The following is a 26,058-nucleotide window of genomic DNA, read 5'->3' on the forward strand; positions in this document are numbered from 1 at the left end:
TTACTTTCACCTTTTATAAGATGAAATTTATATACAGCTAATACGATTAACCAAAAATGAACCCGGCTTCTGCAAGAGAAATAAGAAAAGCTTTGCAAAACAAGTCTCAACAGGAATTAGTTGAGGCTTGTATGCGTTTATCTCGATTTAAAAAGGAAAATAAAGAATTACTTACCTACTTTTTATTTGAATCTGAAAACGAAGATGCTTATGTGGAATCCATAAAGGAGTTTATAGATTCCGAATTTGCGTTATTAGCAGGTAAAAATAAGTATCGATATCTCAAAGCAGTTCGGAAAATTCTACGAATCAGTAAGCGTTTTATTCGATATTCCGGTAAAAAAGAAACCGAAGCTTCAATATTGCTCCATTTTTGTAATGTTGTAAATGATCAAAATAATTCGTTAAAGCGAAATCAAGGCTTGCTTACTGTTTTTAAAAAGCAATTGGAAATGGCGGAGAAAGCAATTGCTACGCTACATGAAGATTTACAATATGACTTTCAATCGGAATTAAGTAGTTTAAAAGCTATTTGATAAGTTGTGTTGGCTTTAGTTTATAATAGCATTGGTGTTCAAAATTAGCTAACTACTTATCTACAGCTATACATCCTATCCTAAATCCTTTCTAAAGGAAAGGACTTTTAGCTACCTTCCTTTTGGGAGGGGCTAAGGATGGGATTTATATGAATTGGAATTATTTACACTATCCTAAACTAGAGCCGTTGTATTTTTATCAACAATAGGTAAAAATTACTACTCCTTAGTATACCAAAAATCAGGGCAATTGCCTTAGTAAAGGATTGCCCTAATCTCGAGTTTTAATTTCAAATGCGAGTAAGTAGTTACATTTTATAACAATACACATTAAACGCTATGCACTATCGATTTAATTGTTTCTCTATTTTTTTGATGGCGGATTCAATTGATTTTTCGGGTTCTATAATATTATATTCACCCCAGAAAGCAGGATCAGAAAAACCGCTTGCTTCGTCACTAATTACCACGGAATTTTTAAGTCGCTCTTTAGGTCGGATAATCTCATTGCTACTGTTTTGTTTCCAATCGGTTACTGCCATTTCTACATTTAGTTTGTAGGTAGAATTAAACAACTTTTTTCTCCAGTTTACTTTAAAAGCCAGGTCGATCCTACCGTACCCGTAATACCACTTACCGTCTTTTTCACGATAGTTAATACTGTAATCCGCAACGGTAGGGTATACTTTTGCGTTTGCCGGTTTTTTACGAACAAACAATTCGGTTGCTTTTTTTCGGTCATCTAGTTTTAAACTAAAAACAGCTTTGGTCATTGCCAGCGATTCCGCATCTATATATAGTTTTCCGTAATATAAAAGGTCGTCAATATTTGGTTTTTGTTTAAAATTAATGACGTACACTACCTTATCATCAATATTTGTAGATTGATCAAAAGAAAAATTGTAGTTAGTAAGAATGTTTTGAGAAAACAGAGATTCCGGATTTTTCATTACATCAATATATAAAGTACTGGATGGGCCTCCCCGTAACTTTAAAGTTAAGGTATCTAATTTTTTATAGTCCGTGCTTTTACGGGCTTTGTATAACTTAATGACATCACTTTTATCGGAGACATACGGATTTTTATAGACATCCACCACGGCCTCGGATAAGGACACGTAGGTTTTTCGTTTTTTAATCGTTTCCCGATAAAAAGCAGTCATAATTGTGTTTTTATCCTGGTAGTTTACACCACGATTATTGATAGCCGCTCTTACAATAGCTTCCGGGTTTGAGGGGTTAATAGCCACCGTATTCAATTCGGTTATGGTTAAGGCTAATGGAATCCTAAGCATCTGTCCGTTAAAGTTGGAAAGGGCTATTGTTTTCTCCTGATATCCTAAATGGGTAATTTGTAGTTCACCGTTTTCCTGTCCTTTAGGTATTTTAATAGAAAACTCTCCCTCATCATTAGAAACCGTTGAAATATTAGAGTCTATAAGGGAAATTGTTGCTGAAATTATGGCTTCATTACTCAGCTGATCCACAATCATACCTTTAAATTCGGTAAAATTTGCCGGATTCTCCTGAGCAATTATGTTTGAAAAGCAGGTAACTACTATAAGGTACAAAAAAGTCTTGTAGTACCGTATTTGTAAATTCGGATGTTTCATAAGTTAATCAAATTTAGAACTAAAAAGTTATAATTACTTGTATTACAAGATACTAATTTATATTAACCTAATCTTAGGATCTATTATAATTAAATGTGAAAATCCGGTGTAACAAACCGGATTTTTATTGTTGAGTCATCATTAAATATTATTATTCAAAAACAATCTTACGGGTTTTATAGCCTTCAATTTTAATTAAATAGGTTTTAGGATCCAGGTAGTTATGAATATATTCATCTACTTCGCTTCTTATTAACAGTTTTCCGGATAGGGTGTATAAACTGTAGCTTATACCTAAAGGAACTTCTCTAATATGTTTAAAAGTTTTGTCTCCGGTGGTTTGTAAGCAAGTATCATCTGCTAAGAATTGATTGGTGAAAGTAATATTTCCCATTCGATCTCCTTGTAAGGTAACTGTAGCAGATGCATCTATATCCAAAATACCTTTACCTGAAATATCACCTAAAATAACCAAACAAGCATTCCTTATTTGAATACGCGAACCATTCTCAATATGCAAGCTCTCTGTAATAAATATGACACCTTCATTTAGATTTTCATCTAATCCGTCAATGGTAGTGTTTTCATAAACAGCCATTAATTTGCTGGAAATATCAATTTTTGTAGTTGCATTACTTTTTAAGGCAAAGCTACTTATCAGTAGTAGAAGTATTATATTTTTCATTTTCTAATTATTTTGGGTTGGTGTAGGAAAAAATTTCTAATAAATTATGGTTAAACCGTAATTATCGACAATATACCATTATTTACAGATTAAATGCAAATTTTTTAACATTTTTTCTTAAATTTTATCATTATTCCTCTTTTAAATTCAAACTTTGATAAAAGTTATCCTCTTAATATTTTATTAATTCATAGCTATTTTAAAATCTTTTATTTTTAAAGGCTAATATTGCATTCAGCACAAATCAGTTTTAATGGAAAGCGTATTACAACTATTCCGAAGTTTTAGTATTTGGTTTAAAATATTACTGGGGGAACTAGCAAATAATATTATTAGTTTACTTTTTATTTTTGCCATGTACCTTTCCTTATGGTACTTTCCGCAGACTATTGATTTATTACTCATTTTAAATCAGGCAGATGCATTCTTCCTCGAGATTCCGCTTTATTTTGGTTCTTTAACGGTAGCTGCTTTCTTTATATGGAATGTACCTAAATATTATTATTACCATAATTATAAAGATATTACTATTAGAAATTTGATTGGATTTGTTCCTAACAAACATTATCAATTTCAAAAGAAAAGTGCAGTAGTTAGCTTTCCCTACCGTACTAAGATACATATCAGAAAAACGGTGCCCAGGGTATTAGCTATTTTACTGTTACTAATAGCATCACTTAGTATTTTGAATGCTATGGAAGAGTTTAACCTGGATAACTTCTACACCTATTATTTACATCCTCAAAATACGCTATTAATAGCCATTATTTTTTTACTGTTACTAACCGTACCGGATTTCTATGAAGCTATCGGACGATTATGGAACAAAAAAATCAAATCTCCCTATATTCTCCCTATTCTAAGCATAGGTTTACTACTTTTTATAATATCACTAGGAACCCTTAATATTCAAACTGAACAAGATTTAGGTAAATTATTTCTTGCCAGTAGCGCATTAACCATACTTTTTGCAACTTTAAGCTTTAATAGCTACTATTTCCTATCCTTTTTTCCCAAAAAAATCTTTTATGCATCTATTCTACTTTCCGGTTTTTTTATAGTGATTTTATTTTTTGTTTTAAATTTTCATCCGGAGTTGTCCGCTTATATTAATCCGTTGTCAATCCTTGTTTTTTCCCTATTAAGTCTATTTATTATTTGTTTTTTATTAATCCTGGGGGGTAAGAAAATTAAATTACCCTTATTGACCCTGGTATTTATATTTGTTGTTTTTTCGGCACGTTTTTTTACTCAAAATTCGGATCATTATCAATTAAAGCTAGTCAAAACCTTATCTAAACGAAACTCGATTGAACAATATATCTATCAATGGATTGATTCTCGAAAAGAAGAGATTTTAGATAGTAAAAAATTTCCGGTTTTACTAGTTTCTGCTGAGGGGGGCGGTTCTCGTGCGGGATTGTGGTCATTTTTAGTGCATAGTTATTTGCAGGAGTCTTCAAAGGGAACCTATTTTAATCGTTATCTTTTATCTTTAACGGGCGCTTCGGGTGGAGGTGTTGGTAACGGTTTGTTCTTTTCTTCTGCTATGGAAGCAAAAAAGAACGGCTTGCCTGTAACTTATAGTCGTAATCCTGATGAAGAGTTTCCCTTTCGCTATAAAGCAAGTTTACTATATCGTAAGAATTATTTGTCAGAAGCACTATTATCTTTAACCGGACGCGATTTACTGAAAGAGATTACCGGACTGTTTCAATTTAGGAATAGGGGCGAACTATTGCAAGATGCATGGTCTGATACCTATAAGGAAATTTTTAGTCCGCTATCAGCTAAGTCCCCTTTACAAAGGGATATATTAAGTTTCTACCAAAAAATAAATGTAAATAGCAGTATCCCCCAGGATTTTATTCCGCCTTTATTATTTGTAAATACCACGCATACGCAAACGGGTACTTACAATACTATAGGTCCGGTAACTTTTAACGAACATACGGAATTTAAAGGCGTTACTGATTTTATTCAGGATCTACAGGATTATTATCCCGAATCCTCCATCAGCTTAGCTTCAGCTTTACGGATCAATGCCAGTTTTCCGTACATTACTCCGGTAGGAGAAGTAAAAAAGACAAAAGTCGGTCGTCAGGAAGTAAAAACAGATCAATATGCAGATGCCGGATATTATGATAATATTGGTGGCGTGGTATCCTTGGGAATCGAGCAGGTATTTAGAAAAGTAATTCAAAAGTCATTTCCGGAACTTGTAGATAAGATAGCCATTAAGCAGGTGCTAATTATGAATGAAAAGCAACGTAAAATAGCCAAAACAGAAACTCAATTTGCAGCACCGTTAACTACGCTGGGTAACGTACGATATGGACATACCTATGCGACCATGGAGCGACTGGGTTTTACACACGCTATTCAGTTAAAACGGACGGCTATTCGACCAAAGTTGTCAACTTTTTCTTTATGGAACGAACAACTAGATAGTACTACTACGATTCAACCTATTTTGCCTCTAGGAAGATATCTTTCTACTATTGCCATTAGATCTATGGAAGCCAGGTTAGACACAATTTCCGGTCAATTAGATAGTCTTTTATTAGAGTAAGTTTAGAAATTTAAGAGTAATATTATAAATACTTTATGAATTTATCCTAAAAGGTAAATAATAGTCCGTTTTTAATGTAAAGGCGTATTATTTATTATTACTCTAATAATGCAAAGCAGTCTAATTTTCAAGGTATTAAACCTTATAATTACGTTAAAAATGGCAATGGTATTTTTTACGTACGTACGATTTCTCTATATTTCTCACCTTAATCCATTACATAATTCTTAGTAATTATGCTTTTATGTTCAATGAATACTTAATTAAATCAATAATCAAAAATAGAAAATGAAGAAAATTTATTTTGTGGTAGGAATAAGTTGTCTTTTATTTTCCTGTAAAAAGGAAGTAAAACAACAAGAAGAAATTGCCACGGTTGAGAAGATTCCAGGAATCATACTGGAAAATATGGATACTTTAGTAAACCCGAAGTCTGATTTTTATAAATATGTCAACGGAAATTGGTTAAATACGACTAAGATACCAGATGACCGAAGTACCTGGGGAGGCTTTAGTGCTTTAAGAAAGTCTACAGATGCAGATGTACTGGAATTGATTGATAAAGCAAAGAAAGAGAATACCTATGCCGAAGGAAGTGACCAGGCAAAGGCCTTGGCTATTTTTGAAAGTAAATTAGATACGGTATCTCGAAATAAAGCAGGTTTGCAACCCATTTTACCAGCAATGGAAGCCATAGACGGGGCTCAAAGCCTGGCAGATTTGCAAACCGTAGTAGCTTCTAATCCTGTGGTCAGTTCTCCTTTTGTGGGCTTATATGTATACGCAGATTTAAATGACAGTAATCAAAATGCAGTATATTTAGGAATAAATGGCTTAGGCTTACCAGATCGGGATTACTACCTGGATACGGATAGTAAATCCAAAGAAATACGGGAAAAATATAAGGAACATATTGCCGGAATGTTTCAAAAATTAGGAGTTGAAGAAGCTAAAGCAAAAGAAGATGCTGAAAAAATCCTTAAAATGGAAACGGAATTAGCAGAACCTCGGTTTACTAAAGTAGAACGTAGAGATGCCCGTAAACGTAATAATCCCAGATCCGTAGAAGAAGTAGATAAGATGCTCTCTTCTATAGATGTAAAGAAAATGATGAAGGATATGGGAGTTACTAAAAAGGTAGATACCATTATCGTAACTCAGTTAAAGGCTACAAAAGCTTTAGATAAATTTTTAAAGAATACTCCTCTTGATGATTTAAAAACTTTGGTAAAATGGGATACTTTTAATAGTAATGCCAGTCGATTGTCAACCGAGTTGGAAACATCGGACTGGGAATTTTATAGCAAGTATTTATACGGGGCAAAAAAGCAACGTCCGGCAGACGAACGGGCGTTATCCACGGTAAATGGAACAGTAGGAGAAGCTTTAGGCCAACTTTATGTAGATGAAAAATTTCCGCCGGAGGCTAAAGAAAAAGCGGAGAAAATGATTGCTAATGTAATTGATGCTTTTAAGAAAAGGGTCAATAAGTTAGAATGGATGGGCGATAGTACTAAACTAAAAGCCATCGAAAAATTAGATAAGTTCACGGTAAAAATCGGATATCCTGATAAGTGGGAAGATTATTCTGAACTTGAAATATCTTCTGATAAATCCTATTTCGATAATATGATTGCGGTACAGGAATGGTCTCGTAAAAAAGACTTTGAAGATATAGGCGAACCTGTGGATAAAACCAAATGGGGTATGTCACCACAAACGGTTAATGCTTATTTCAATCCTTTATACAACGAAATTGTATTTCCTGCAGCTATTTTACAACCGCCTTTTTATAATTATACGGCGGATGAAGCTGTAAATTACGGAGGTATTGGAGCGGTTATCGGACATGAGATATCTCATGCTTTTGATGATTCCGGTGCAAGATATGATGCTAACGGAAATTTGGTTAACTGGTGGACCGATGAAGATTTAAAGAACTTTACCGAACGAGGTAGTAAATTAGCCGAGCAGTATGATGCTATTGAGGTATTGGATAGTGTGTATGTAAACGGAAAATTTACGTTGGGTGAAAATATTGGAGACCTGGGTGGGGTTTTAGCTGCTTATGATGGTTTACAAAAATATTTTGAAGAAAACGGAAGACCTGAAAATATTGATGGCTTTACTCCTGAACAACGTTTCTTTATGTCGTGGGCAACGGTATGGAGAACGTTGTCAAGAGATGATGCTTTACGAACGCAAGTCAAGACCGACCCGCATTCTCCTGGTAAAATCCGGGCAATACAACCTTTATTAAATGTTCCGGCTTTTTATGAGGCGTTTAATATAAAAGAAGGTGATTCTATGTACCTGGCACCTGAAAACCGGGTTCAGATATGGTAATCACCTAATTTTAATTATAATTCAAAACCCTCTTTTTAATAAGGAGGGTTTTTTGATGTTTTATTACAATAGTGTCGTGTAAAGGTTCAAGATCGCTATCGCTTCTATAAACAAGAATCAAGACTAATTTTAATAATTAATCACCTTAAAAAGACAAATTACTTTTAAAAAAGAAAAAAAGCAGCCTCTAAAGACTTTAAAGTTTAGTATTACTTTATTTTACCATATTTTACCATGCTTTAAAAACTATTATTTATTTTAACCCAACACTAATGTTAATTTTTAAAAAAGATAAGAAGAATTAAAAAATAAAAACGAAATAATGAAAAGTATTGCAATATTAATTTTATTACTTACCCTAACAGTTTTTTATTCTTGTAAAGAAACTCAAAAGCAACCGGAAAAAGAGGGGACAGAAGTTATAGAACCAAAAATTTCTACGGATGCTGTAGACAACTTAAAAGATTCAAAAATTGATACTACTGAAAAAACTACAATAACCCAAAATGGTTTTTATGGTTTTAAAATCGGAGATAAAATCAATTTGAAATCTAAAAACCTCCAAGAAAGTGTACGAAAAAATGGGGAGGGCTCCTTTTTAGGATTTGATTTGATGGATGATAAAGGAGAAAAAATAGGATTTATTCTTTCTGAACCGGATAATCAAGAAATTATAAAAGTTATAGAAATAAGTTCTTCAAAATACAAAACCAACAAAGGGATTGGTATCGGTTCCACTTACCAGGAGCTAAAAAATCAATATCCAGATATAGAAACGCATGGAAGCGAAATAGAAAGTAGGACTACAAGTAAGGTAGGAAACTTATATTTTCAATTGGATACTGCCTTTAACACCTATGAAATTGACGAGTCTAAAATTAAACCTTCAACATTAATTACCAGTATATTTCTTCTTTAGATAAAGAAATAAGCCAGAATTAACTTATACACATATAATATTATACAATTCGTTATTAGTACCTGGCTTTAGGATTTTTATTGGTGTCATTACTGTACTTTAAACTTATTTTAGTTACCATTGTGTATTATTAACAACTCCGATAGAGGTATGATCTACGATGTATTAAAAAATAACTTGAATAAAAGTTATCAGTTGTCTACCCCTAATCTTACTGAGTTTTGCAGATATTTTTACCCTAAATCGATCATGAAAAAAGAGTTTCTATTAGAACAAGGTCAAATCTGCAAATTTGAAGGCTTTGTGGTCGAAGGTTGTTTTCGGATATATACGGTTAATGAAAACGGAAATGAGCATACTTTGTATTTTGCAACCAGGGATTGGTGGCTTATGGATATAGATAGTTTTATGAACCAAACTCCTTCGGATTTATATATACAAGCTTTAGAAGCTAGTAAAGTACTTATAATTAATAGGGAAGATAAGATAAAGCTATATACGACGATTCCAGATGTAGAAAAACTGTTTCGAATCATGTCACAAAAAGCACTTGTTGCCTGGCAGAGACGATTAATTCGTAATCATTCTTTTACCGCAAAAGAACGCTATTTTCATTTTATAAAAACCTATCCTGATATTGCAAATAAGCTAACTAATAAAAGCATAGCTGGTTATCTGGGAATTAGTCATGAATTTTTAAGCAAGATCAAAAAATCAAGATAAATAAGTAGGTTGAATTGAACAAGTTCAACTTTTTTTTCTTTTTTCATCAATAGTTTTGCATTTTACGTAAAGGGAACTAAAGATGAAAAAAGGAATCAACCAAATGATTATATTAATTCACAAACCATATAAAATTTTACCAGTATCCTTACTTCTTTTTATAAGTAGTCTTCACGCACAGTTACCAAATGATATTTCCTACGAAGAAGCCCTAAAGATTACATTAGCTGCACAAAAGGTTGCAATAGATACAAATAGTACCGTAAACATCGCTGTAGTAGATGCCGGTGCAAACCTAAAAGCTTTTATCCGAATGGATCAATCGTTTTTAGGTAGTATCGATGTGGCTATTAAAAAAGCAAAAACAGCACGTTATTTTAATATGCCCACCGGAGAATTAGGGAAATTAACCCAACCGGGCGGTGCAATCTATAATATTGAACTTTCTAATGGCGGGTTAGTAACTTTTCCCGGAGGTATTCCCATTAAGAACAAAAATGGAACTATTATCGGGGCGATAGGAGTGAGTGGTGGTACTATCGAACAAGATCATTATATAGCTACCCAGGCAGTAAAAACAATTTTAGATGAATAGTACATTATGAAAAAAATAAATAAAAATATTCTCTTCGGAATTTTATTATTATGTCAAATTTGTCTGGCACAGCATTCAGATCAACTGATGCCTTACCGACAGGATTTTAAAAGTATTTCCGGAAAAAATACGGTTTCTATAACAAGCCATAAAAAGGATGGACAACATTTAGTTTACGTAGGAGGGGTTGGAAATATAGATGTCTATAATTTAAGTCAAGAAGGAATTCTTATACCTATTAGCAATCATGAATTATACAAAAATCAAGGGCCGGCAAGGGGGATGGTTGCTGATACTATTAATGGTACGGATTTTTTGTTTGTGGCTAATAAACACGGTAATGTTATTGAGACCTTTAAGATTTTAGACAATGGATCATTAGAACGCGTACACTTAGTTGAAGATACCGAAGAAACTTACTTAGGAACTGCCATTACCCTACAAGTAATTCATATGAAAAACGCATCCTACCTTTTTATCGGAGGATTAGAGGAAACTCCAGGATTAAGTTCTTTTAGAATAGAGAAGGATGGAAAATTAACACATGTCCAATCTATGAAGGATGATGAAACTATTCATACCGACGGAATTATTGGCATGTTTACCCATAGGATAAAAGGAAAAACTTTTTTATACACTAGTGGATTCCAGGATAATGGGGTAAGTAGCTTTAGGATTTATGAAAACGGTACCTTTAAAAATATTAACAACATAGATGATGATACCACCGCTACGTATTTAACCGGAGCCTACCCGGTCACAGGAGTAACTTTAGGTGAAGATAATTATGTGATAGTGGGTCACAGACATCATAAATATTATAAAAGAGGTAATTTTATAAAAAGACCGAATTTTGTGTATCACGGTGATGCAGTTAGCGTTTTTAAAGTAAATAATAAAGGTGCTTTAGTTCCTCATTCCATATTAAAAGATAATGAACAAACTAAACTACAGGGACAAACCAGGATTGAAATTATTTCCGTAACTAATAACGAAGCCATTTTAGCAGTAGGAACCAGAGACGATGCAAGTATTCAATTATGTAAATTGGATATAAACGGCGTTCTAACACCTATTAATTATTTAGAAACGGGGTTTTCCATTTATTATGGATTAAGGTCACATAAGATCGGAAAAGATCATTTTTTAATTGCAGGATCAAACAGATTCGATATGAATAAAGTAGTTAGCTATAAAATTCTCCCTAAAATAGATAGAACCGGAAAATCCTTAAGACACATTGTGAACCTTACGTATACTAATGAGGCAACCCAAACACAAATTGATGAAGCTGTGAATGCTTTTGTAAATCTTAAAGATCAAATTCCGGAAATAGCAAACTTAGAATGGGGAGTAAATGATAGCAAAGAAGGAGTTAGTAAGGGTTTTACTCATACCTTTGTAATTACTTTTAATAGCGAACACGATAGAGAAGTGTATCTATTTCACGAAGCGCATTTAGGTATGGTTAAAGAAATAGGTTCTATCATTGCCGATGTTCTTGTAACGGACTATTGGACAACTAAAAATTAAACTTATAAATGGAAAGCTTAAAAAATAAAAAAGCCATTATCACCGGGGGTAGTAGAGGATTAGGAAAGGCAACGGCACTAGCTTTTGCTAAAGAAGGTATGGATATTGCCATCACCGGAAGAAATGAAGAAAAATTAAAAGAAACGGTATCCGAATTAGAAGCATTTGGTATAAAAGCCATTTATTCAGCATTTGATGTAGGAAATTATGAAGAAGTACAAAAAAGTATAAAAAACATCATTACTACTCTGGGAACGGTTGATGTTCTCGTAAATAATGCAGGAATCGCAGCTATCGGATCGTTTAATGAAATGGAAGTAAGCCAATGGACACAAATTATTCAGACGAATGTCATGGGAATGTATTATGTAACCAAAGAAGTTTTACCACACCTATTAAGTAAAAACGAAGGTGATATCATCAACGTTTCTTCGACTGCAGGATTAAACGGAAATGCAAATATCTCTGCATACGCAGCGTCAAAATTTGCAGTGATTGGTATGTCCGAATCTCTTATGAAAGAGGTTAGAAAAAATAACATTAGAGTTCTAACCCTGACACCAAGCACTATTGAATCCGACCTGACCATAGAATTGGGTATGCTAGAAAAAGGTTCTGACCATGTGCTCCAGCCGGAAGATTTTGCCCAACTTATTGTTTCAGGATTAAAACTACCCAGAAGAGCGATGTTACAAAGTGCCGCGTTATGGTCAACCAATCCTTAAGTTTGGTTTGATTTCAAAAACATATCTATTAATATTAGTGTCCGGTTAAAACGTATAAAAGTTTGTAAATTATAGTAATATAAGGTAATCCCAAACTTTATAGTATTTGTTATAGGCTGCTTTTTTACTTTTTTAAAAGTAATATAGTTATTTAACGTACATATTTTTATAATGTTAATTTTCAATATTATAATTTTAGTCTTGATTCTAGAAGCGATAGCGACCTACCCGTCGCAGGCGGGTCTTGAATCTTTACCGGACACTATTGTTTTAAAATAAATTAACTATCTTTCTTTCTTTAAAAATAGTAAAGATGTCCCAAAAATATCTTCTGATTCTTTTAGTTTGTATTAGTACTTCCTTATTTGCCCAGAAACCTATTCTTACAGAGGCTTTTGACTTTACAATAGGGGAGAAGTATAAAAAAATTAAAAACCTACAATCCTATTATTTTTCTCAGGGAAATTATTTGGCTTCCTTTAAAAAAGGTCGGGACCAGATGACCATCCAGCGGTTTAGCTTGGAAGAAATGAAAGAAGACTATAAAAAGCGCCAGGTGATTGAAGATAAAGGGGATTTTCAAACGATCATGAAACTAGGTAGTAGGGCATTGTTATTCTATGCAAATAAGGATAAGGCCTTTGCACAAGGTATTTCCATAACGGGTAAGGTCGCGGATAAATCAAAAGTCCTGGTCGATGATTCTGAAAATATTACTGAAGATTTCGGCTTTAAAAGCACCTTTGGGTTTGATGCGGGTGGACGTATCCATAAATTCGGGTTTAAAAAATCTTTTAATGAAACCAAACTATTAATTTTATACCGAATTAAAACCCCAAATGATGAACCGGATAAGATTGGGATCAAAGTATTTGATCCAAGCCTAGAACTTTTATGGGAACGGAAAATTGCCTTGCCACATGCTTCTGATAAGTTGATTCCGGAAGACTTTTCTATTGATGATGAGGGTACTTTTTATATGTCAGCTTCTTTATTTACTGATACTACTAAAGATAAAAACAAGGAAGAGAATTTGTATAAAACAGAAGTTTACACCTTACAACAAGATGCTGAAAACTTTAGTACAACAACCCTGGGACTTACTAACAAGGTGGTGAGCAATGCGGTATTTGGGTTAAATAAAACCGGAGCCGTTGCCTTGACCGGGTTTTACGCATCCGGAAGTAGCCCTACAATAGCATCCGGAATTTTTTCTGCTAGTATCTTAAAAGAAGGAAGCATTCGAGAATTAATACAAACTGATTTTCCGAAGGATAAGGTAAACCTTTTTGCTACCCAAAGGGAAACACGGATCAATGAAGGAACCCAAAGTAAAAAAGACAAAACCGAATTTGAAAACCTAAAAGTGAATAAAATATTTTATAATGCAAACGGATCTTTTACTGTATTGGGAGAACAACGTTATGTAGAATCCTTTACTACCTCAAGTTCATCAGGATCTAGAACTACCTACACGTATTATTACAATCACGGTATTGCTGCTAAATCATCAGCTTCTGGTACTATGGATTGGTTAGAACTCTTACCTAAAGAGCAAATGGGAGTACGAGGTAAAGCCAGCATGTCCTATTATCCTGTAGAACTTAACAATAAGTATTACTTGTTTCATGTCGATCATTTTACGAATCTAAAAAAATCATTTGATGAAAAACCAGACCGCTATTTAGATGGAAAAAAGGACTTTCTATATCTGGTTTCCTATACCATTGATGCCATCACCGGAAAAGTAGAAAAAGAACCGGTATTAACAGGAAGGGACGTACGTAATTCAAGATTAGATAACCTACAGATAAGTAAAGTTGCAGCTACTTCAAACAATGAACTTTACTACGAACTGAATGATGGTTCAAAAAATAATTTATTATTGAAGTTGACACCATCTAACTAATTTAACACTACTTTTCTTTCAAAATTTTTAACAGAATTAACGCTTTTTAAGCCTAATTTAAGTTAATACTACCTTATTATAGTTAAACCCGGTTAAAGCGCTTGACTTTTTTTAAGTACTGGTTATATTAAGTAGACATACAATTAAGTATGTATCTAATTTAAGTAATTATATTATGAAAAATTCAAGCAGTACATTAATCGGAATCTTATCAGCAACTGCCATAGGAGCCATTGCAGGAATCTTATTTGCACCGGATAAAGGTTCTAAGACCAGAGAAAAAATCAAAACAAAAGCAGCAGATACTAAAGATGAAATTGTTGCACAAACTAACAGATTGTCAGACGAATTGAACTCAAAATTCAGATCAAAAAAAGTAGAATTTGAGAGAGAATTGGACGGATTAGTAACAGATATGCACTTAAAAGCAGACGATGTAATGTCCACATTAGAAAAAAAATTAGAAACATTAAGAAGAAGAAATTCTAAAGTTTCAGCGAATTAATGATTCATGCTTGAATTGTGAGTACGGGCTGTCTAAAAGTAAGTAGTATTATTTTTTAGGCAGCTCTGCTTTTTTACAGCTAATTATAATTTTTTGATCATTAGCTGATGTAGTAAAAAATAAAAATGCAGTTCCTCCTTCCCTTATTTTAAATCGTTTTCTTATTTCCCGAACGCTAATCGGAAAATTTCGAATGGTCACATTTGCTTTAGTTATATTTAAAGATTTAAAACTCTTTTTATCATATTTTAATACTTGCTCTATGATAAAAGACCTTCCTGGAAAGCTAATTAAATGTTCTGAAGTATATAAATGTGAATGTTGGTGCAACTTAGCAACTTGATACCGTTCTGAGAGTATTTTAAAAGCTCCACTTTTTAATATAGCAACATTAGGTTCATATAAATAGCGTAAAGGAGGGGAAAAGGTACTTTTAGCAACAGCTTCTTCTGTCCAAACGTAATTAAATTTCTGGTCACCCAACTTTTCAAAATTCATAGTTTTAATAATAGGCTGACCTTCAAAACTTTTATCAAGTACCCATAATAATTCTTTAACTTCATTTTTTATTGCTACAATATGGATTTCAGTAACATTTTTTAATTGTTGTAATCCTGAACTAATATCCAGAAGGGGAGCTGTCTTTAGTAACACATTTTTACCTTGTTTTAAAAGTAATGGAAGGGTTTCAACTATATTAGGAGTATAGCTTACTAAATCTGATACCTTTATATTCTGTGAATCCCGTCGTGCTGGGTCTACATAAATCCAATCTACTTGCCCCGTTTTTTCAAGAAATGCAATTCCATCCGTTACAATAGTTTGTATGTTATTTGCTTTTAATTGTTTAAAATTAGAAGAAGCTATAGCACTAAGTTCCGGGTTAATTTCACAATAAGTAATTTTCTTTACCTTCTTAGAAAAAAAGTACGTATCAATACCCAAACCACCGGTAAGGTCAATTAAGGTCTCCCCTGAAACTAAACTGGCTTTATATAGGGCGGTTTTTTCGGATGAAGTTTGTTCCAGGTTTAATTTTGGTGGATAATACAGAAAATCTTCTTGGTACCAGGAAGGTGCTTTATTTTTTATTGTACGTAAAGCCCCGATTTGTTGGGCTAGTTCCTGCGTGCTAATAGTATCAAAAGGATGTTTAGCTAAGACAATTTCAGGTAAAGTTATTTTTTCTTCTGCCTTTTCTCGTATGTATTGCTGAACTTCAGTAGTTAAGATTTTCGGATTCAAATTGATCTAAATTTCCTTTGTAAGTTGTTTGACCACCTTGTATTTTGATAAGAATTCTTTGGCAATTACTTTAATTACCGTGTATGCAGGTACTGCAATAATTAATCCCCCAATCCCCATAGATGCTCCAAAAATTAAAATAACAAGAAAAATTTCCAGTGGGTGGGATTTTACACTATTCCCAAAAATAAAGGGTTGGTTAATAAAATTATCTATTAGCTGAATGATAATATAACCTAATAAAATATACCCTAATTTCGGTAAAATAACAGTAGAAAAATCTTCTCCTAAATGGCTAGTGGTCGTCAAAATTAAAACAAAAGCACATCCCATTAAAGGACCTACATATGGAATTAAATTAAAGATAGCAGCAATTAAAGCAACGGCAATCGCATTATTAACATCAAATACGGAAAAGACAATAGTATATAAAATAAACAAAATGAAAACCTGTAATAAAAGTCCTAAAAAATATCGGGAAAGCAACTCCTTAATGGTTTCGAGGGCATGCCTAAATTTAGTTTCGTGTTCTTTCTTTTTGGCAAACACCAACAGGCTTTTTTCAAGTAACTTACTATCCTTTAGCAGAAAAAAAGCTATAAAAAGAACTGAAAATAACCCAATCAATAAAGAGCCAAATCCACTAAACAAGGAATTGACTGCAGTAGGTAAAGATTTTAAATTAAGGAAATTTGAAATATTACTTTCTTTAATAATATCCACTAGGTTCACTTCTTCAATATGAAAATATTCAGATATCTGACTATTAAGCTTATTTAAATTAGTATTTAGGTCAATTAGGTTCACTTCACTTAATAATTGACCTTGTTCGGATAAAATAGGGATAAATAATAAAAATATCCCCGAGAATATGGCAGATATCAGAAGTAACGTAATAATAACCGCTATGCCCGTATTTAACTTTAAGTATTTTCTAAAAAAAATAACTAAAGGTCTACCAATTAACGAAATAATGATCGCTATAAGAATATAAATTAGAATAGACTGGATAGTGTATAAAAATACAAAAAACAAACAGGTAAACGCCAGAATAAATACCGCCCTTACAATACCGTTAGCAATCGTTTTTGACCGTATCATTGGTTAAATAAACTAGTTAGTTGTTGCGTAAAATGATATAAAGCAATATTAGTAGCATTAATAACATTCATACTACTATTCCTTCCGTACATATCAATATGAACATGATTAGGAATTAAAGATAAAGTTTTTGAGGAGATACCAAACTGTTCGCTACCAATTATCAAAATAATTTTATTGGTTTCTAAAGTTTGTACGCTATTAAGAGGAACACTTTGACGCGTAATCTCAAGGCAGTACCACTGATAATCAGAAAATTGTAGATTATGTACCAATTCCTCAATATTACTTATAAAATAATGGGGTGTAGTCTTAAAGGTTGACCTGGAAGCTTTTCTAAGACGAGGTGTGATTTCTATACTATTAATTCCTGTAAAGTATATAGCTTTGACCCCAAAACAATCAGCGGTCCTAAAAAGGCTTCCGGTATTTACGGGCGAAAGCAGACTATCACAAATTAGAATTAATTCAAAATTCTTTTTATTAAATACTGTTTCTTCGTGTGTTTTTTGAATGCCCGGGACCACACTATTCCATTTTTAGTATTACAAAAAGCATATAGTCAATTTTCAAAAGCATATTTCACAATATTAGCTCCCATTTTTAAAGCTGTTAAACGTACTTCTTCCGGGTCATTATGAACTTCGGGATCTTCCCACCCGTCACCCAAGTCACTTTCCAAGGTTAATAAGACAGCAAGCCTATCATCAATAAAAATTCCTAAGGCACGCGGACGTTTACCGTCGTGTTCATGAATTTTAGGTAATCCTTTGGTAAACGGAAAAGCTACGTTGAATATTGGGTGATTAGCAGATAATTCTTTTAATTTGTTAGCCGGAAATACTTTCTCTAACTCCCTGGTAATGTATGGCGCCATACCATAATTATCATCAATATGTAAAAATCCACCGCTTTCCAAATATTTGCGTAAATTCTGTACATCTTCTTCAGAAAAATAAACATTGCCATGACCCGTCATGTGTAGTAAAGGGTATTGAAAGATATCCGGACTACCTGGTTTTACCGTTTCCGGACTTTTTTTAATTGTAGTACGAATCTGCGAATTACAAAACTCAATTAAGTTGGGTAGTGCCGTAGGATTACCGTACCAATCTCCACCACCATCATAGTGTACTACAGCAATTTCCTGAGTATACATTTTAAAGGATATTGCGAAAAGACAAGTGATTAATGTAAGCTTTAACAATTTCATACTACAAAAATAAAGTAAATTAGAATAGAATGAACAGAAAGTTAATTTGGTTATATATTTTAGGTTTTTCTTTAGTAAGTAATGCACAAATTCCTGAGAATAGGGGAGTGCTCCTAGAATTGTTTACTTCACAAGGATGTAGTAGCTGTCCCCCGGCAGATAAATTATTAGAAGAGATCAAAGAAAATTACAAAGATCAAAAGGTTTTTACCATTTCATACCATGTGGATTATTGGAATCGTTTAGGTTGGAAAGACCCTTTTAGCAAAGAAGTATTTAGTGATTATCAAAGGGGCTATGCCAGTCAGTTTAACAGCAGGTCTATTTATACTCCGCAACTTGTAGTTAACGGAAAAGAGCATTTTACCGGTTCAGATCGTTTAAAAGCTTTAGATGCAATTGAACATTATTTAGATTCCAGTGAATTTATAGAATTTAAACATTGGGAACTTGAATTAAAAGAGGACACCGTACAATTGGATTATACATTTGAAGATATACCAGGTGTAGAAGTAATTTCCGTTATTGTAAAGAACAGCACCACTACAAAAGTTTTAAGAGGTGAAAACGGTAATCGAACCTTAACAAATTCAAATATTGTCTTAGATCAGCAGGTTAAATTAAATAATAAGGGAAGCTTTGTTTTTAAACTTCCTGAAACGATAGAAGATACAAACGACCTAAGCTTTCTTACCTACCTTAAAAATAAAGAAGGTGCCGTAATAGGAGCTAAGCAAAGTAAGCTAAATTAATTATTAACACCACTAGCAACTAAATTACTATTATTTTGAGCCTTAAAACCAATTTTAAAATATTGTAAAACAGATCTTTATAAATTAATTTAAAATTTTTTGAAAAAATCGGTAACAAAAAATTGAGTTTTGTTACTAATAGAGTGTAAAGTAACATATGTGGTTTGCGTTACATTGTTAATAATCACTTTACGATTTTTAAAAGCTACAACGGCTGTGGGGTATGTCGTTGTAGCTTATTTGTTTTATAATAACTTCTACTAAAATTTAAGTGTTTGTTAAACAGATACTTAAAAAATAATTTAAAATTTTTTAAAAAAAACGGTAACAAAAAAGAAGGTTTTGATACTAATAAAGTGTAAAGTAATATATGTGGTTTGCGTTACATTGTTAATAATCACTTTACAATTCATTAGAGCTACAGCGGCTGTGGGGTATGCCGTTGTAGCTTATTTTTTTACACCGCACTAAAAAAGCTAAAAACAGACCCTCCGTATTTTCTGGCATTGGTCAAATAAGGTACATGGTCCAACTTAGTATGTTTGGAATGTTCAATGATTAACTGACCATCATCTTTTAATAAAGCCTTCTCGAAAACTAAGGAAACTATTTTTTCAAAATCATTAAGACTAAAATCATAAGGGGGGTCAGCAAATATAATATCGTAAGTTCCTGAGACTTTTTCAAGATAACTATATACGTCTGATTTTATAGTTTGGATATTAAAGTCCAATTCCTCTGAAATTTTACTGATATAATTTACGCATCCGTAATGTTTATCAACTGCCGTTATTAGTTTTGTGCCCCGGGAGGCAAATTCAAAACTAATATTCCCGGTGCCGGCAAATAAATCTAATACCCTAATTTGTGAAAAATGGTAAGAGTTATTTAAAATATTAAAAAGTCCTTCTTTAGCCATATCCGTAGTAGGCCGTACCGGTAATTTTTTAGGAGCCGTAAGTCGTTTACCTTTATGACTACCTGAAATAATGCGCATGATGATTCGTATTTAAAAGGGTAAACAAACCCTTTAATTCAGTATCTTTTAGTAGCTCCTCATTTTTAATTGTGGGCTTTATAAGATTAATTTTTCTAATGTATTTTTTGGTAAGCTGGTAAATAGGCTCTTTTTCAAGGTTTGCCGTTAATCCGATTAAATGTAACTGAAATTGTTCCGGATCCAATTCATATTGTTCCGCGGTGAATAAATGATAGTATAAAAAATCTTCTTCGTTTTGATAATAAAACGAATTTACTACTACAATTTTACCAGCGATCAGTAAAATCAGTTCAAAAGAGTCTGGTAATAGGTTACAAATTAGATGAGTATCACTTGTAAATATGGACTGAGAGCGTAAAGTTTTTAAAAGAATGCTCTGCGAATGGTAGTAGGAAAAAGAACCGTAAGTTTCAAAAAAGAAATTATTAATGTTGACATAAGGTACATATACCATAACAGCTTCTTCCTTTTCAAGGTTATCAAAAGCGATAAAGTCCGTAGGTAGGGTTCGAACAGAATAATTTAAGTACAATTCCGGCTGGTTTTCATCAAATAAGGACTTAGGAACCAGCGAGAATAATTCATTTTGATAAACTACAGTTACCGTAGCAAAGTTTTTAATAAGAAAAGGATGTTCCTTATAAATGATGTTCAACTTCTCTAATAAGCGTTCCGGGGTTTGTTGATTCTCAAAATAAACTTGTTCAATCTTCTCAATTCCTGAAAATTCATTTTGAATACAAAAAGAAAATCCATTCAAACTTATTTGAATGGATAAATCGTATGTTGTATAATCAAGGTCGCTACTGATCGTTTGCTCCATAAGATTGTGGCCAGTTACCCGTAGTATTTACTTCAGTCATAGATCCTACAGATAAATGGGTTCCGTTTACACCATCTACAGATACTACGTCTTTCTCTTGATATAATAAATCTTTGTCCTGATCGTGTAATAAAACATCTTTAGATACCTTAGCTTCAAACACGGCTATTTTTAAACCGTTTTTATCAATAAAACCAGCGTCCAGGTCATACTTGGCATCTACCCCTTCAATAGGTACCGTCATCATATTTTTATAAGAACTGCCAGAACCGAAAAGCGAATCCTTAATAGAAGCGTATCCTAAAGTATCAATTACAATCGTGTCCTTAGGTTCGTCAATATTTAACACTTTATTAAACCTGATAAAACTGGAATCCCTACGCTGGGTTAAAGTAAACTTTGCCGTATCGATAAAAGCAATTAATTTTTGCGGGTCTTTTTCAAACCTTCCCATAACCGTTTTAAAGGCTAACTCACTTTTTCTAATATCCCTTAGATTTTCAATTGCCTTTGCGTATCTTTTCTCTTTAAGTTTGTTAAAACGAACCGGCCCTATCACGGAGTCATAAACCATGAAAGCCAGAAATCCTATTACCGCCCAAAGTACTAATTGAATTACAATCTTCATTTTATTATTTAGCTTTAAAATTAGTGTACTCCACAAATCTACAATTTTTTTTGAATCGCAAAAGTTTATCAGCATAAAATCATTAGTATCTTTGATTTTCTAAAAAGATAAAAATAGAATATGCACAAAAAGGAATTTTACCAGTTGCTTATGCGTGATTTTCCTTTTGAACCTACTGCAAAACAGCAAGTACTTCTATTAAAACTAGCAGAGTTTGTTTGTGAAGTGTCAGATAACACGTTGTTTTTATTAAAGGGATATGCTGGTACTGGTAAGACAACCGTCATTGGGATACTTGTAAAATACCTGTGGAAAATTAAGATGAAATATGTATTACTGGCACCTACCGGAAGGGCGGCTAAAGTAATTAGTAATTATTCAGGGAAACAGGCCCATACCATCCATCGATATATTTATTATCCTAAGAAAAATACCAATGGTTCTATACAATTTCAGTTAAAACCAAACAAAGCTCGCGATACCTTGTTTATTGTAGATGAAGCTTCTATGATTTCCGATCAGCCTGGAGAACAGAAATTGTTTGAAAACGGGTCTTTATTAGATGATCTAATGTTGTTTGTATACTCCGGGCACAATTGTAAAATCGTATTCATCGGTGATACTGCCCAATTGCCACCCGTAAAATTAGATGTAAGCCCTGCTTTAAGAGCGGACAATCTGGAGCGTGATTTTAATAAGCAAGTCACACATATCGAACTGGATGAAGTAGTTCGACAAGCTAGTGACAGTGGGATTTTAATGAATGCGACTCAAATCAGGGAATGCCTGAACGAGGGGTTTTATGATACGTTTCAATTTACCCTAAAAAGTTTCCCGGATGTGGTTCGCCTGGTCGATGGTCATGAAATCATGGATGCTTTAAACGAATCCTATCATCAATCCGGGTACGAAGAATCTGTAATCATACTGCGGTCTAATAAACGAGCTAATATCTATAACCAACAAATAAGGTCCCGAATTCTGTTTAGGGAAGAAGAACTAACCCCGGGAGACCACTTAATGGTAGTTAAAAACAATTATTTCTGGTTGGATGTCAAAAGTGAAGCAGGATTTATTGCCAACGGTGATATTATTAAAATCCTGGAAATACAGAAAATAGTAGATTTATACGGTTTTCGGTTTGCTGAAGTAACCATAATGATGGTGGATTATCCTAATCAAAAACCCTTTGATACGGTTTTGATTTTAGATACCTTAACTTTAGAAACCCCATCGTTACCTTACGAAGCATCCAATCGACTATATCAGAAAGTTTCTAAAGACTATGAAACGGAAACTACTAAGTATAAAAGGTTCCTAAAAATTAAAAATAACAAGCATTTTAATGCCTTACAGGTGAAATTCTCCTACGCCATTACCTGTCACAAATCCCAGGGAGGGCAGTGGGATCAGGTTTTTATAGAACAACCGTATTTACCCGAAGGAGTGGGTAAAGAGTATTTAAGATGGTTGTACACCGCCGTAACCCGTACCAAGCAAAAATTGTATTTGATTGGCTTTAAAAATGAATTTTTTGTGGAAGATATGTAATTTGTTTACTTCATTCACAAAATTTTAAAAGTAATAGGTATATAATTATTACGATTTAAAAAAGTATAAGTTGAAAAGAAAAAATTTAAAAATTATTGCCGTTATTCCCGCCAGATATAAGGCTTCCCGTTTTCCGGGGAAGTTAATGAAAGACCTGGAAGGTAAAACGGTCATACGACGAACCTATGAAGCTGCGGTAAACACTAGGCTGTTTGACGAAGTTTTTGTGGTTACAGACAGCGATATTATTTTTAAAGAGATAGAATATTTCTCCGGGAAGGTAATAAAAAGTAAAAAAAACCATGAATGTGGTAGTGACCGTATTGCCGAAGCTATCCAATCTATGGAGGTAGATATTGTAGTAAATGTACAAGGAGATGAACCTTTTATCGATAAAAAATGCCTGAATGCCGTACTTCAGGTTTTTCAGGGAGAAGATGCTGCGCAAATTGACCTGGCTAGTTTAATGAAACCTTTATATAAAAAAGAAGATATTGAAAACCCTAACAACGTAAAGGTAATTGTAAATCAAAATAACTATGCTTTATACTTTTCCCGGTTGCCAATTCCTTACGTTCGAGATGCTTCCGTAGATCATACTTATTATCAACATATTGGTATTTATGCCTTTAGAAAAAAAGCTTTGCTAGATTTTTATCAGTTACCCATGCGATCCCTGGAAGCTTCAGAGAAAATTGAATGTATCCGATACCTGGAATATGGAAAAAATATTAAAATGGTTTTAACGGACGAAAGCTCTATCGGTATTGATACTCCGGAAGACTTGGAAAACGCTCGAATGTTGTTACGTAATGCTACTACTTAATTGTAAATTTGTAAACTATCTTACTCTGGTGAATTTAGGGAAAAAAGCGTCAGTTTGAGTGTTTTTTGTAATGAAATGAAAAAAAAATAGCCTGTCCTTGACTTGATCGAGGATATCGAAAATAGCTTTTTTGACTAAGATCCTTGTTCCCGATGGGCTTCTTCCTTCGGTCGAAGCACTTGAACCAATGGAAGTTATAATAATTATTACTTAACATTAGCATTATATGTTCAAAAAACCATTAGCGTCTGATTAATTAAATAAAAGTTTAAAAAGTACAGTAAAATAAGGTCATTTGATACTTTAAAGTATTTGAATAATACTTTTCTAAAAGTAATTTATTTTTTTAACGCGAATAATTTTATGATATTGGTTTTTCAATACTATAATGATTAGTCTTAATTCTAGGAACAAAAGCGATTTTAAATCCTTACCGGACACTAATGAAAAAAACGAATTATCGTAAAAAAACTATATACATACATTTTTTATTCCCTTATGGGATGGAAAATGGAAGGAGATTTTAGTAAGCATACTGTTAAAAAATGTGTGGTCATTGCCGTACCACATACTAGTTGGCATGATTTTTATATCGGATTACTTATTCGTAAAATTGACGGAGTACGCATTCATTTTGTTGGAAAAAAAGAATTATTCAAATGGCCCCTAGGTTGGTATTTGAAAAAAGTAGGAGGGATTTCAATTGATCGAACCCCTGGGCAAAATAAAGTAGAAGCTATCGCTAAAGAATTTGAGAAAAGGGAGGAATTACGTATCACTATTGCCCCGGAAGGAACCCGTAAAAAAGTATCTGAATGGAAAACCGGATTTTACTACATTGCTAAAGCTGCAAACGTACCTATTATCATGGTAGCTTTTAATTTTGGAAAGAAGAAGGTAACCATCTCAAAACCCTTTTACCCAACGGAAAATATAGAAGAAGATTTTAAATTTATGTATTCTTTTTTTAAAGCGGTCAAAGGAAAAGTACCGGAAAACAGTTTTGAACCTGATCTTTAGAACCTATGGGTTTTACCTATTTTAGTGGTATCCGTATTTTTCACAGGTCTCGTTGCATTGCCACCACCAAACAATAGTTCCGTACTGGTAAAGGTAGACCCAAAAGTTAAAGCTGCCAACCGAACCTGAGAGATAGCATCTTCTACCTGCGCTGTACTTAATTCTTGAAGCGGGTGAATAAATACAGACCATAAAACATCCTGGCTGATCGCATATTTAACATCCAGCGCCGTATGAAAATTGGCGATAAGACTATCTCTTAACAAATTGTCACTTAAATCCTTAACGCTTGCGATAGGCGAAATTATACGCATTCGATTATGAGCTTCGTTGGTAATACAAAACATAGGAACCTGCTCATAAATAAATTGCCAGTTGCCTGATTGTCCGTTTATAGAATCTGCCTTGCTGGTAATAATTTCTTCCATTTTTGAGTTCGTCATATTCTGTCCAAAAGCAGAACTAATAAAAAGAAGGAGTATGGTAAAAGATAAAAAAGTTCTCATACTAGTTTTTTATTTAAGTCGTAAATTAAAAGATAGGCTAACAAAAAAAGCCTTCGTAATGAAAGCTTTTTAAAAATCTATTAAAAGCGGCTATGAAATTATCTATTATTTTCGATCTATAATTTCAAATTTACCAGAGTAACCTATTTCAATGCTTTCGCCATTTTCTAAAGTTAAATTACCTGAAATGGTATAGGTTTCACCTTGTCCTTCTACTTTAATATTACCAGTATCAGATTCTAAATCTTTATCTTTAAATTCAACAAAAGAAAGATGATAGAAAGAATCAATATTAGTTTTTGATAAATTCTCAAAAGTTCCGGTTCTAAACGTATCTCCATTTTCTAATGGTGCATATAGTTCGGTTATGAAATTTAAAGCTTCGTCTCCGGATTTACCAAATAGGTAAAAATCGTAATTATAATACCTGGTTCCATCTTCCTCCTGACCATCATTAATTCCATAGTCCTCAATAAAAACGGAGTCTATACTAAAAGTCCTACCTTCATAAATCATTTGATTTTTAAGGATAACTTCCGTACTATCATCATCGTCTTTTGAACAGGAGACAAAACCTAATGAAACACTAAAAAATAATAATAGTAATACTTTTCTCATAATTTTTAATTTAAAATTTACGAGAGCAAATATATAATATTATTCTTGTTAAGTAAATATTAAATATAAAAATTAATCGTTAAAAAACCTTTTTTCACGATAAATTACTGAATT

Annotated in this window: 25 protein-coding genes; 14 read left to right on the plus strand and 11 right to left on the minus strand. The window is 33.1% G+C overall.

The window, feature by feature from the left end; all coding sequences use genetic code 11:
• The first annotated feature begins 56 nt into the window (after positions 1-56).
• Positions 57-536: a hypothetical protein gene (locus NBT05_RS13910; protein ID WP_265770466.1), complete on the plus strand. Its 480-nt coding sequence runs from the start codon at positions 57-59 to the stop codon at positions 534-536.
• A 344-nt stretch (positions 537-880) separates the two neighbouring features.
• On the opposite strand, the gene NBT05_RS13915 is transcribed toward NBT05_RS13910, so the two are convergent.
• Complete coding sequence (locus NBT05_RS13915; protein ID WP_265770467.1) at positions 881-2,149, minus strand: carboxypeptidase-like regulatory domain-containing protein; 1,269 nt, start codon at positions 2,147-2,149, stop codon at positions 881-883.
• Positions 2,150-2,300: 151 nt separating this feature from the next.
• Entirely contained in the window at positions 2,301-2,834 is a 534-nt protein-coding gene (locus NBT05_RS13920) for a hypothetical protein (protein WP_265770468.1), read from the minus strand.
• Positions 2,835-3,087: 253 nt separating this feature from the next.
• Between NBT05_RS13920 and NBT05_RS13925 the strand changes: the two genes are divergently transcribed.
• The 9 genes from NBT05_RS13925 to NBT05_RS13965 all read left to right on the plus strand — a co-directional run bounded on the left by NBT05_RS13925 (position 3,088) and on the right by NBT05_RS13965 (position 14,661).
• Positions 3,088-5,406 (plus strand): hypothetical protein, encoded by a 2,319-nt coding sequence (locus NBT05_RS13925; protein WP_265770469.1) that lies wholly within the window; start codon positions 3,088-3,090, stop codon positions 5,404-5,406.
• A gap of 288 nt (positions 5,407-5,694) precedes the next feature.
• Positions 5,695-7,752 carry a M13 family metallopeptidase gene (locus NBT05_RS13930; protein WP_265770470.1) on the plus strand — a complete coding sequence of 686 codons (2,058 nt, stop codon included), beginning with the start codon at positions 5,695-5,697 and terminating at the stop codon, positions 7,750-7,752.
• A 322-nt stretch (positions 7,753-8,074) separates the two neighbouring features.
• The gene (locus tag NBT05_RS13935) at positions 8,075-8,671 is read left to right on the plus strand and encodes a hypothetical protein (RefSeq protein WP_265770471.1); all 597 of its coding nucleotides are present in this window, start codon (positions 8,075-8,077) and stop codon (positions 8,669-8,671) included.
• A gap of 249 nt (positions 8,672-8,920) precedes the next feature.
• The gene (locus NBT05_RS13940) at positions 8,921-9,394 is read left to right on the plus strand and encodes a Crp/Fnr family transcriptional regulator (protein ID WP_265770472.1); all 474 of its coding nucleotides are present in this window, start codon (positions 8,921-8,923) and stop codon (positions 9,392-9,394) included.
• 82 nt (positions 9,395-9,476) lie between these two features.
• Complete coding sequence (locus NBT05_RS13945) at positions 9,477-9,989, plus strand: heme-binding protein (protein ID WP_322874181.1); 513 nt, start codon at positions 9,477-9,479, stop codon at positions 9,987-9,989.
• Positions 9,990-9,995: 6 nt separating this feature from the next.
• The gene (locus tag NBT05_RS13950) at positions 9,996-11,522 is read left to right on the plus strand and encodes a Dabb family protein (RefSeq protein ID WP_265770473.1); all 1,527 of its coding nucleotides are present in this window, start codon (positions 9,996-9,998) and stop codon (positions 11,520-11,522) included.
• 8 nt (positions 11,523-11,530) lie between these two features.
• Entirely contained in the window at positions 11,531-12,247 is a 717-nt protein-coding gene (locus tag NBT05_RS13955) for a 3-ketoacyl-ACP reductase (protein ID WP_265770474.1), read from the plus strand.
• 313 nt (positions 12,248-12,560) lie between these two features.
• Positions 12,561-14,156, plus strand: coding sequence for a hypothetical protein (locus tag NBT05_RS13960; protein WP_265770475.1), 1,596 nt, complete (start codon positions 12,561-12,563; stop codon positions 14,154-14,156).
• 175 nt (positions 14,157-14,331) lie between these two features.
• Positions 14,332-14,661, plus strand: a complete 330-nt coding sequence (locus NBT05_RS13965; RefSeq protein ID WP_265770476.1) for a YtxH domain-containing protein — start codon at positions 14,332-14,334, stop codon at positions 14,659-14,661.
• A 48-nt stretch (positions 14,662-14,709) separates the two neighbouring features.
• Here NBT05_RS13965 and NBT05_RS13970 read toward each other — a convergent pair whose 3' ends face one another.
• From NBT05_RS13970 to NBT05_RS13985, 4 genes are read right to left on the minus strand one after another with little or no spacing between them, the layout of a single operon-like run.
• Positions 14,710-15,906 (minus strand): THUMP-like domain-containing protein, encoded by a 1,197-nt coding sequence (locus NBT05_RS13970; protein ID WP_265770477.1) that lies wholly within the window; start codon positions 15,904-15,906, stop codon positions 14,710-14,712.
• Positions 15,907-15,912: 6 nt separating this feature from the next.
• Positions 15,913-17,007, minus strand: coding sequence for an AI-2E family transporter (locus NBT05_RS13975; RefSeq protein ID WP_322874182.1), 1,095 nt, complete (start codon positions 17,005-17,007; stop codon positions 15,913-15,915).
• Complete coding sequence (locus NBT05_RS13980; protein WP_265770478.1) at positions 17,004-17,534, minus strand: TrmH family RNA methyltransferase; 531 nt, start codon at positions 17,532-17,534, stop codon at positions 17,004-17,006. Before NBT05_RS13980 ends, NBT05_RS13975 begins: the two co-directional genes overlap by 4 nt.
• 35 nt (positions 17,535-17,569) lie before the next feature.
• Complete coding sequence (locus NBT05_RS13985) at positions 17,570-18,166, minus strand: DUF4159 domain-containing protein (protein ID WP_416346168.1); 597 nt, start codon at positions 18,164-18,166, stop codon at positions 17,570-17,572.
• Positions 18,167-18,249: 83 nt separating this feature from the next.
• Between NBT05_RS13985 and NBT05_RS13990 the strand changes: the two genes are divergently transcribed.
• Positions 18,250-18,972, plus strand: a complete 723-nt coding sequence (locus NBT05_RS13990) for a DUF1223 domain-containing protein (protein ID WP_265770480.1) — start codon at positions 18,250-18,252, stop codon at positions 18,970-18,972.
• 457 nt (positions 18,973-19,429) lie between these two features.
• Here the strand turns inward: NBT05_RS13990 and NBT05_RS13995 are convergent, their stop codons facing one another.
• The 3 genes from NBT05_RS13995 to NBT05_RS14005 are packed head-to-tail and all read right to left on the minus strand — an operon-like array spanning position 19,430 to position 21,423.
• Positions 19,430-19,969, minus strand: coding sequence for an RsmD family RNA methyltransferase (locus NBT05_RS13995; protein WP_265770481.1), 540 nt, complete (start codon positions 19,967-19,969; stop codon positions 19,430-19,432).
• Positions 19,950-20,795, minus strand: a complete 846-nt coding sequence (locus NBT05_RS14000) for a DUF3822 family protein (RefSeq protein WP_265770482.1) — start codon at positions 20,793-20,795, stop codon at positions 19,950-19,952. The genes NBT05_RS13995 and NBT05_RS14000 overlap by 20 nt, the downstream gene beginning before the upstream one ends.
• On the minus strand, positions 20,776-21,423 hold the full coding sequence (locus tag NBT05_RS14005; RefSeq protein WP_265770483.1) for a hypothetical protein: 648 nt from the start codon (positions 21,421-21,423) through the stop codon (positions 20,776-20,778). Before NBT05_RS14005 ends, NBT05_RS14000 begins: the two co-directional genes overlap by 20 nt.
• Before the next feature lie 120 nt (positions 21,424-21,543).
• On the opposite strand from NBT05_RS14005, the gene NBT05_RS14010 reads away from it, so the two are divergent.
• The 3 genes from NBT05_RS14010 (at position 21,544) to NBT05_RS14020 (ending at position 24,820) form a co-directional block, all read left to right on the plus strand.
• A complete protein-coding gene (locus NBT05_RS14010) occupies positions 21,544-22,974 on the plus strand; it encodes an ATP-dependent DNA helicase (protein ID WP_265770484.1) in 1,431 nt (476 codons plus the stop codon).
• 70 nt (positions 22,975-23,044) lie between these two features.
• Positions 23,045-23,800 (plus strand): 3-deoxy-manno-octulosonate cytidylyltransferase, encoded by a 756-nt coding sequence (gene kdsB / locus NBT05_RS14015; RefSeq protein WP_265770485.1) that lies wholly within the window; start codon positions 23,045-23,047, stop codon positions 23,798-23,800.
• A gap of 498 nt (positions 23,801-24,298) precedes the next feature.
• Positions 24,299-24,820, plus strand: coding sequence for a 1-acyl-sn-glycerol-3-phosphate acyltransferase (locus NBT05_RS14020; protein WP_265770486.1), 522 nt, complete (start codon positions 24,299-24,301; stop codon positions 24,818-24,820).
• On the opposite strand, the gene NBT05_RS14025 is transcribed toward NBT05_RS14020, so the two are convergent.
• Together NBT05_RS14025 and NBT05_RS14030 are read right to left on the minus strand one after the other, a co-directional pair.
• Complete coding sequence (locus NBT05_RS14025; RefSeq protein ID WP_265770487.1) at positions 24,817-25,326, minus strand: hypothetical protein; 510 nt, start codon at positions 25,324-25,326, stop codon at positions 24,817-24,819. The genes NBT05_RS14020 and NBT05_RS14025 overlap by 4 nt on opposite strands.
• 105 nt (positions 25,327-25,431) lie before the next feature.
• Positions 25,432-25,944 (minus strand): hypothetical protein, encoded by a 513-nt coding sequence (locus NBT05_RS14030; protein ID WP_265770488.1) that lies wholly within the window; start codon positions 25,942-25,944, stop codon positions 25,432-25,434.
• Positions 25,945-26,058: the final 114 nt, after the last annotated feature.

Origin of the sequence: Aquimarina sp. ERC-38 (genome assembly GCF_026222555.1) — a bacterium.
Taxonomy (GTDB): domain Bacteria; phylum Bacteroidota; class Bacteroidia; order Flavobacteriales; family Flavobacteriaceae; genus Aquimarina.

What these genes read in the sequence shown, in the direction of transcription:
- NBT05_RS13910 (WP_265770466.1), top strand. Translation starts at nt 57, where the DNA reads ATGAACCCGGCTTCTGCAAGAGAAATAAGAAAAGCTTTGCAAAACAAG.
- NBT05_RS13915 (WP_265770467.1), bottom strand. Translation starts at nt 2,149, where the DNA reads ATGAAACATCCGAATTTACAAATACGGTACTACAAGACTTTTTTGTAC.
- NBT05_RS13920 (WP_265770468.1), bottom strand. Translation starts at nt 2,834, where the DNA reads ATGAAAAATATAATACTTCTACTACTGATAAGTAGCTTTGCCTTAAAA.
- NBT05_RS13925 (WP_265770469.1), top strand. Translation starts at nt 3,088, where the DNA reads ATGGAAAGCGTATTACAACTATTCCGAAGTTTTAGTATTTGGTTTAAA.
- NBT05_RS13930 (WP_265770470.1), top strand. Translation starts at nt 5,695, where the DNA reads ATGAAGAAAATTTATTTTGTGGTAGGAATAAGTTGTCTTTTATTTTCC.
- NBT05_RS13935 (WP_265770471.1), top strand. Translation starts at nt 8,075, where the DNA reads ATGAAAAGTATTGCAATATTAATTTTATTACTTACCCTAACAGTTTTT.
- NBT05_RS13940 (WP_265770472.1), top strand. Translation starts at nt 8,921, where the DNA reads ATGAAAAAAGAGTTTCTATTAGAACAAGGTCAAATCTGCAAATTTGAA.
- NBT05_RS13945 (WP_322874181.1), top strand. Translation starts at nt 9,477, where the DNA reads ATGAAAAAAGGAATCAACCAAATGATTATATTAATTCACAAACCATAT.
- NBT05_RS13950 (WP_265770473.1), top strand. Translation starts at nt 9,996, where the DNA reads ATGAAAAAAATAAATAAAAATATTCTCTTCGGAATTTTATTATTATGT.
- NBT05_RS13955 (WP_265770474.1), top strand. Translation starts at nt 11,531, where the DNA reads ATGGAAAGCTTAAAAAATAAAAAAGCCATTATCACCGGGGGTAGTAGA.
- NBT05_RS13960 (WP_265770475.1), top strand. Translation starts at nt 12,561, where the DNA reads ATGTCCCAAAAATATCTTCTGATTCTTTTAGTTTGTATTAGTACTTCC.
- NBT05_RS13965 (WP_265770476.1), top strand. Translation starts at nt 14,332, where the DNA reads ATGAAAAATTCAAGCAGTACATTAATCGGAATCTTATCAGCAACTGCC.
- NBT05_RS13975 (WP_322874182.1), bottom strand. Translation starts at nt 17,007, where the DNA reads ATGATACGGTCAAAAACGATTGCTAACGGTATTGTAAGGGCGGTATTT.
- NBT05_RS13985 (WP_416346168.1), bottom strand. Translation starts at nt 18,166, where the DNA reads ATGTATACTCAGGAAATTGCTGTAGTACACTATGATGGTGGTGGAGAT.
- NBT05_RS13990 (WP_265770480.1), top strand. Translation starts at nt 18,250, where the DNA reads ATGAACAGAAAGTTAATTTGGTTATATATTTTAGGTTTTTCTTTAGTA.
- NBT05_RS13995 (WP_265770481.1), bottom strand. Translation starts at nt 19,969, where the DNA reads ATGCGCATTATTTCAGGTAGTCATAAAGGTAAACGACTTACGGCTCCT.
- NBT05_RS14000 (WP_265770482.1), bottom strand. Translation starts at nt 20,795, where the DNA reads ATGGAGCAAACGATCAGTAGCGACCTTGATTATACAACATACGATTTA.
- NBT05_RS14005 (WP_265770483.1), bottom strand. Translation starts at nt 21,423, where the DNA reads ATGAAGATTGTAATTCAATTAGTACTTTGGGCGGTAATAGGATTTCTG.
- NBT05_RS14010 (WP_265770484.1), top strand. Translation starts at nt 21,544, where the DNA reads ATGCACAAAAAGGAATTTTACCAGTTGCTTATGCGTGATTTTCCTTTT.
- NBT05_RS14020 (WP_265770486.1), top strand. Translation starts at nt 24,299, where the DNA reads ATGGGATGGAAAATGGAAGGAGATTTTAGTAAGCATACTGTTAAAAAA.
- NBT05_RS14025 (WP_265770487.1), bottom strand. Translation starts at nt 25,326, where the DNA reads ATGAGAACTTTTTTATCTTTTACCATACTCCTTCTTTTTATTAGTTCT.
- NBT05_RS14030 (WP_265770488.1), bottom strand. Translation starts at nt 25,944, where the DNA reads ATGAGAAAAGTATTACTATTATTATTTTTTAGTGTTTCATTAGGTTTT.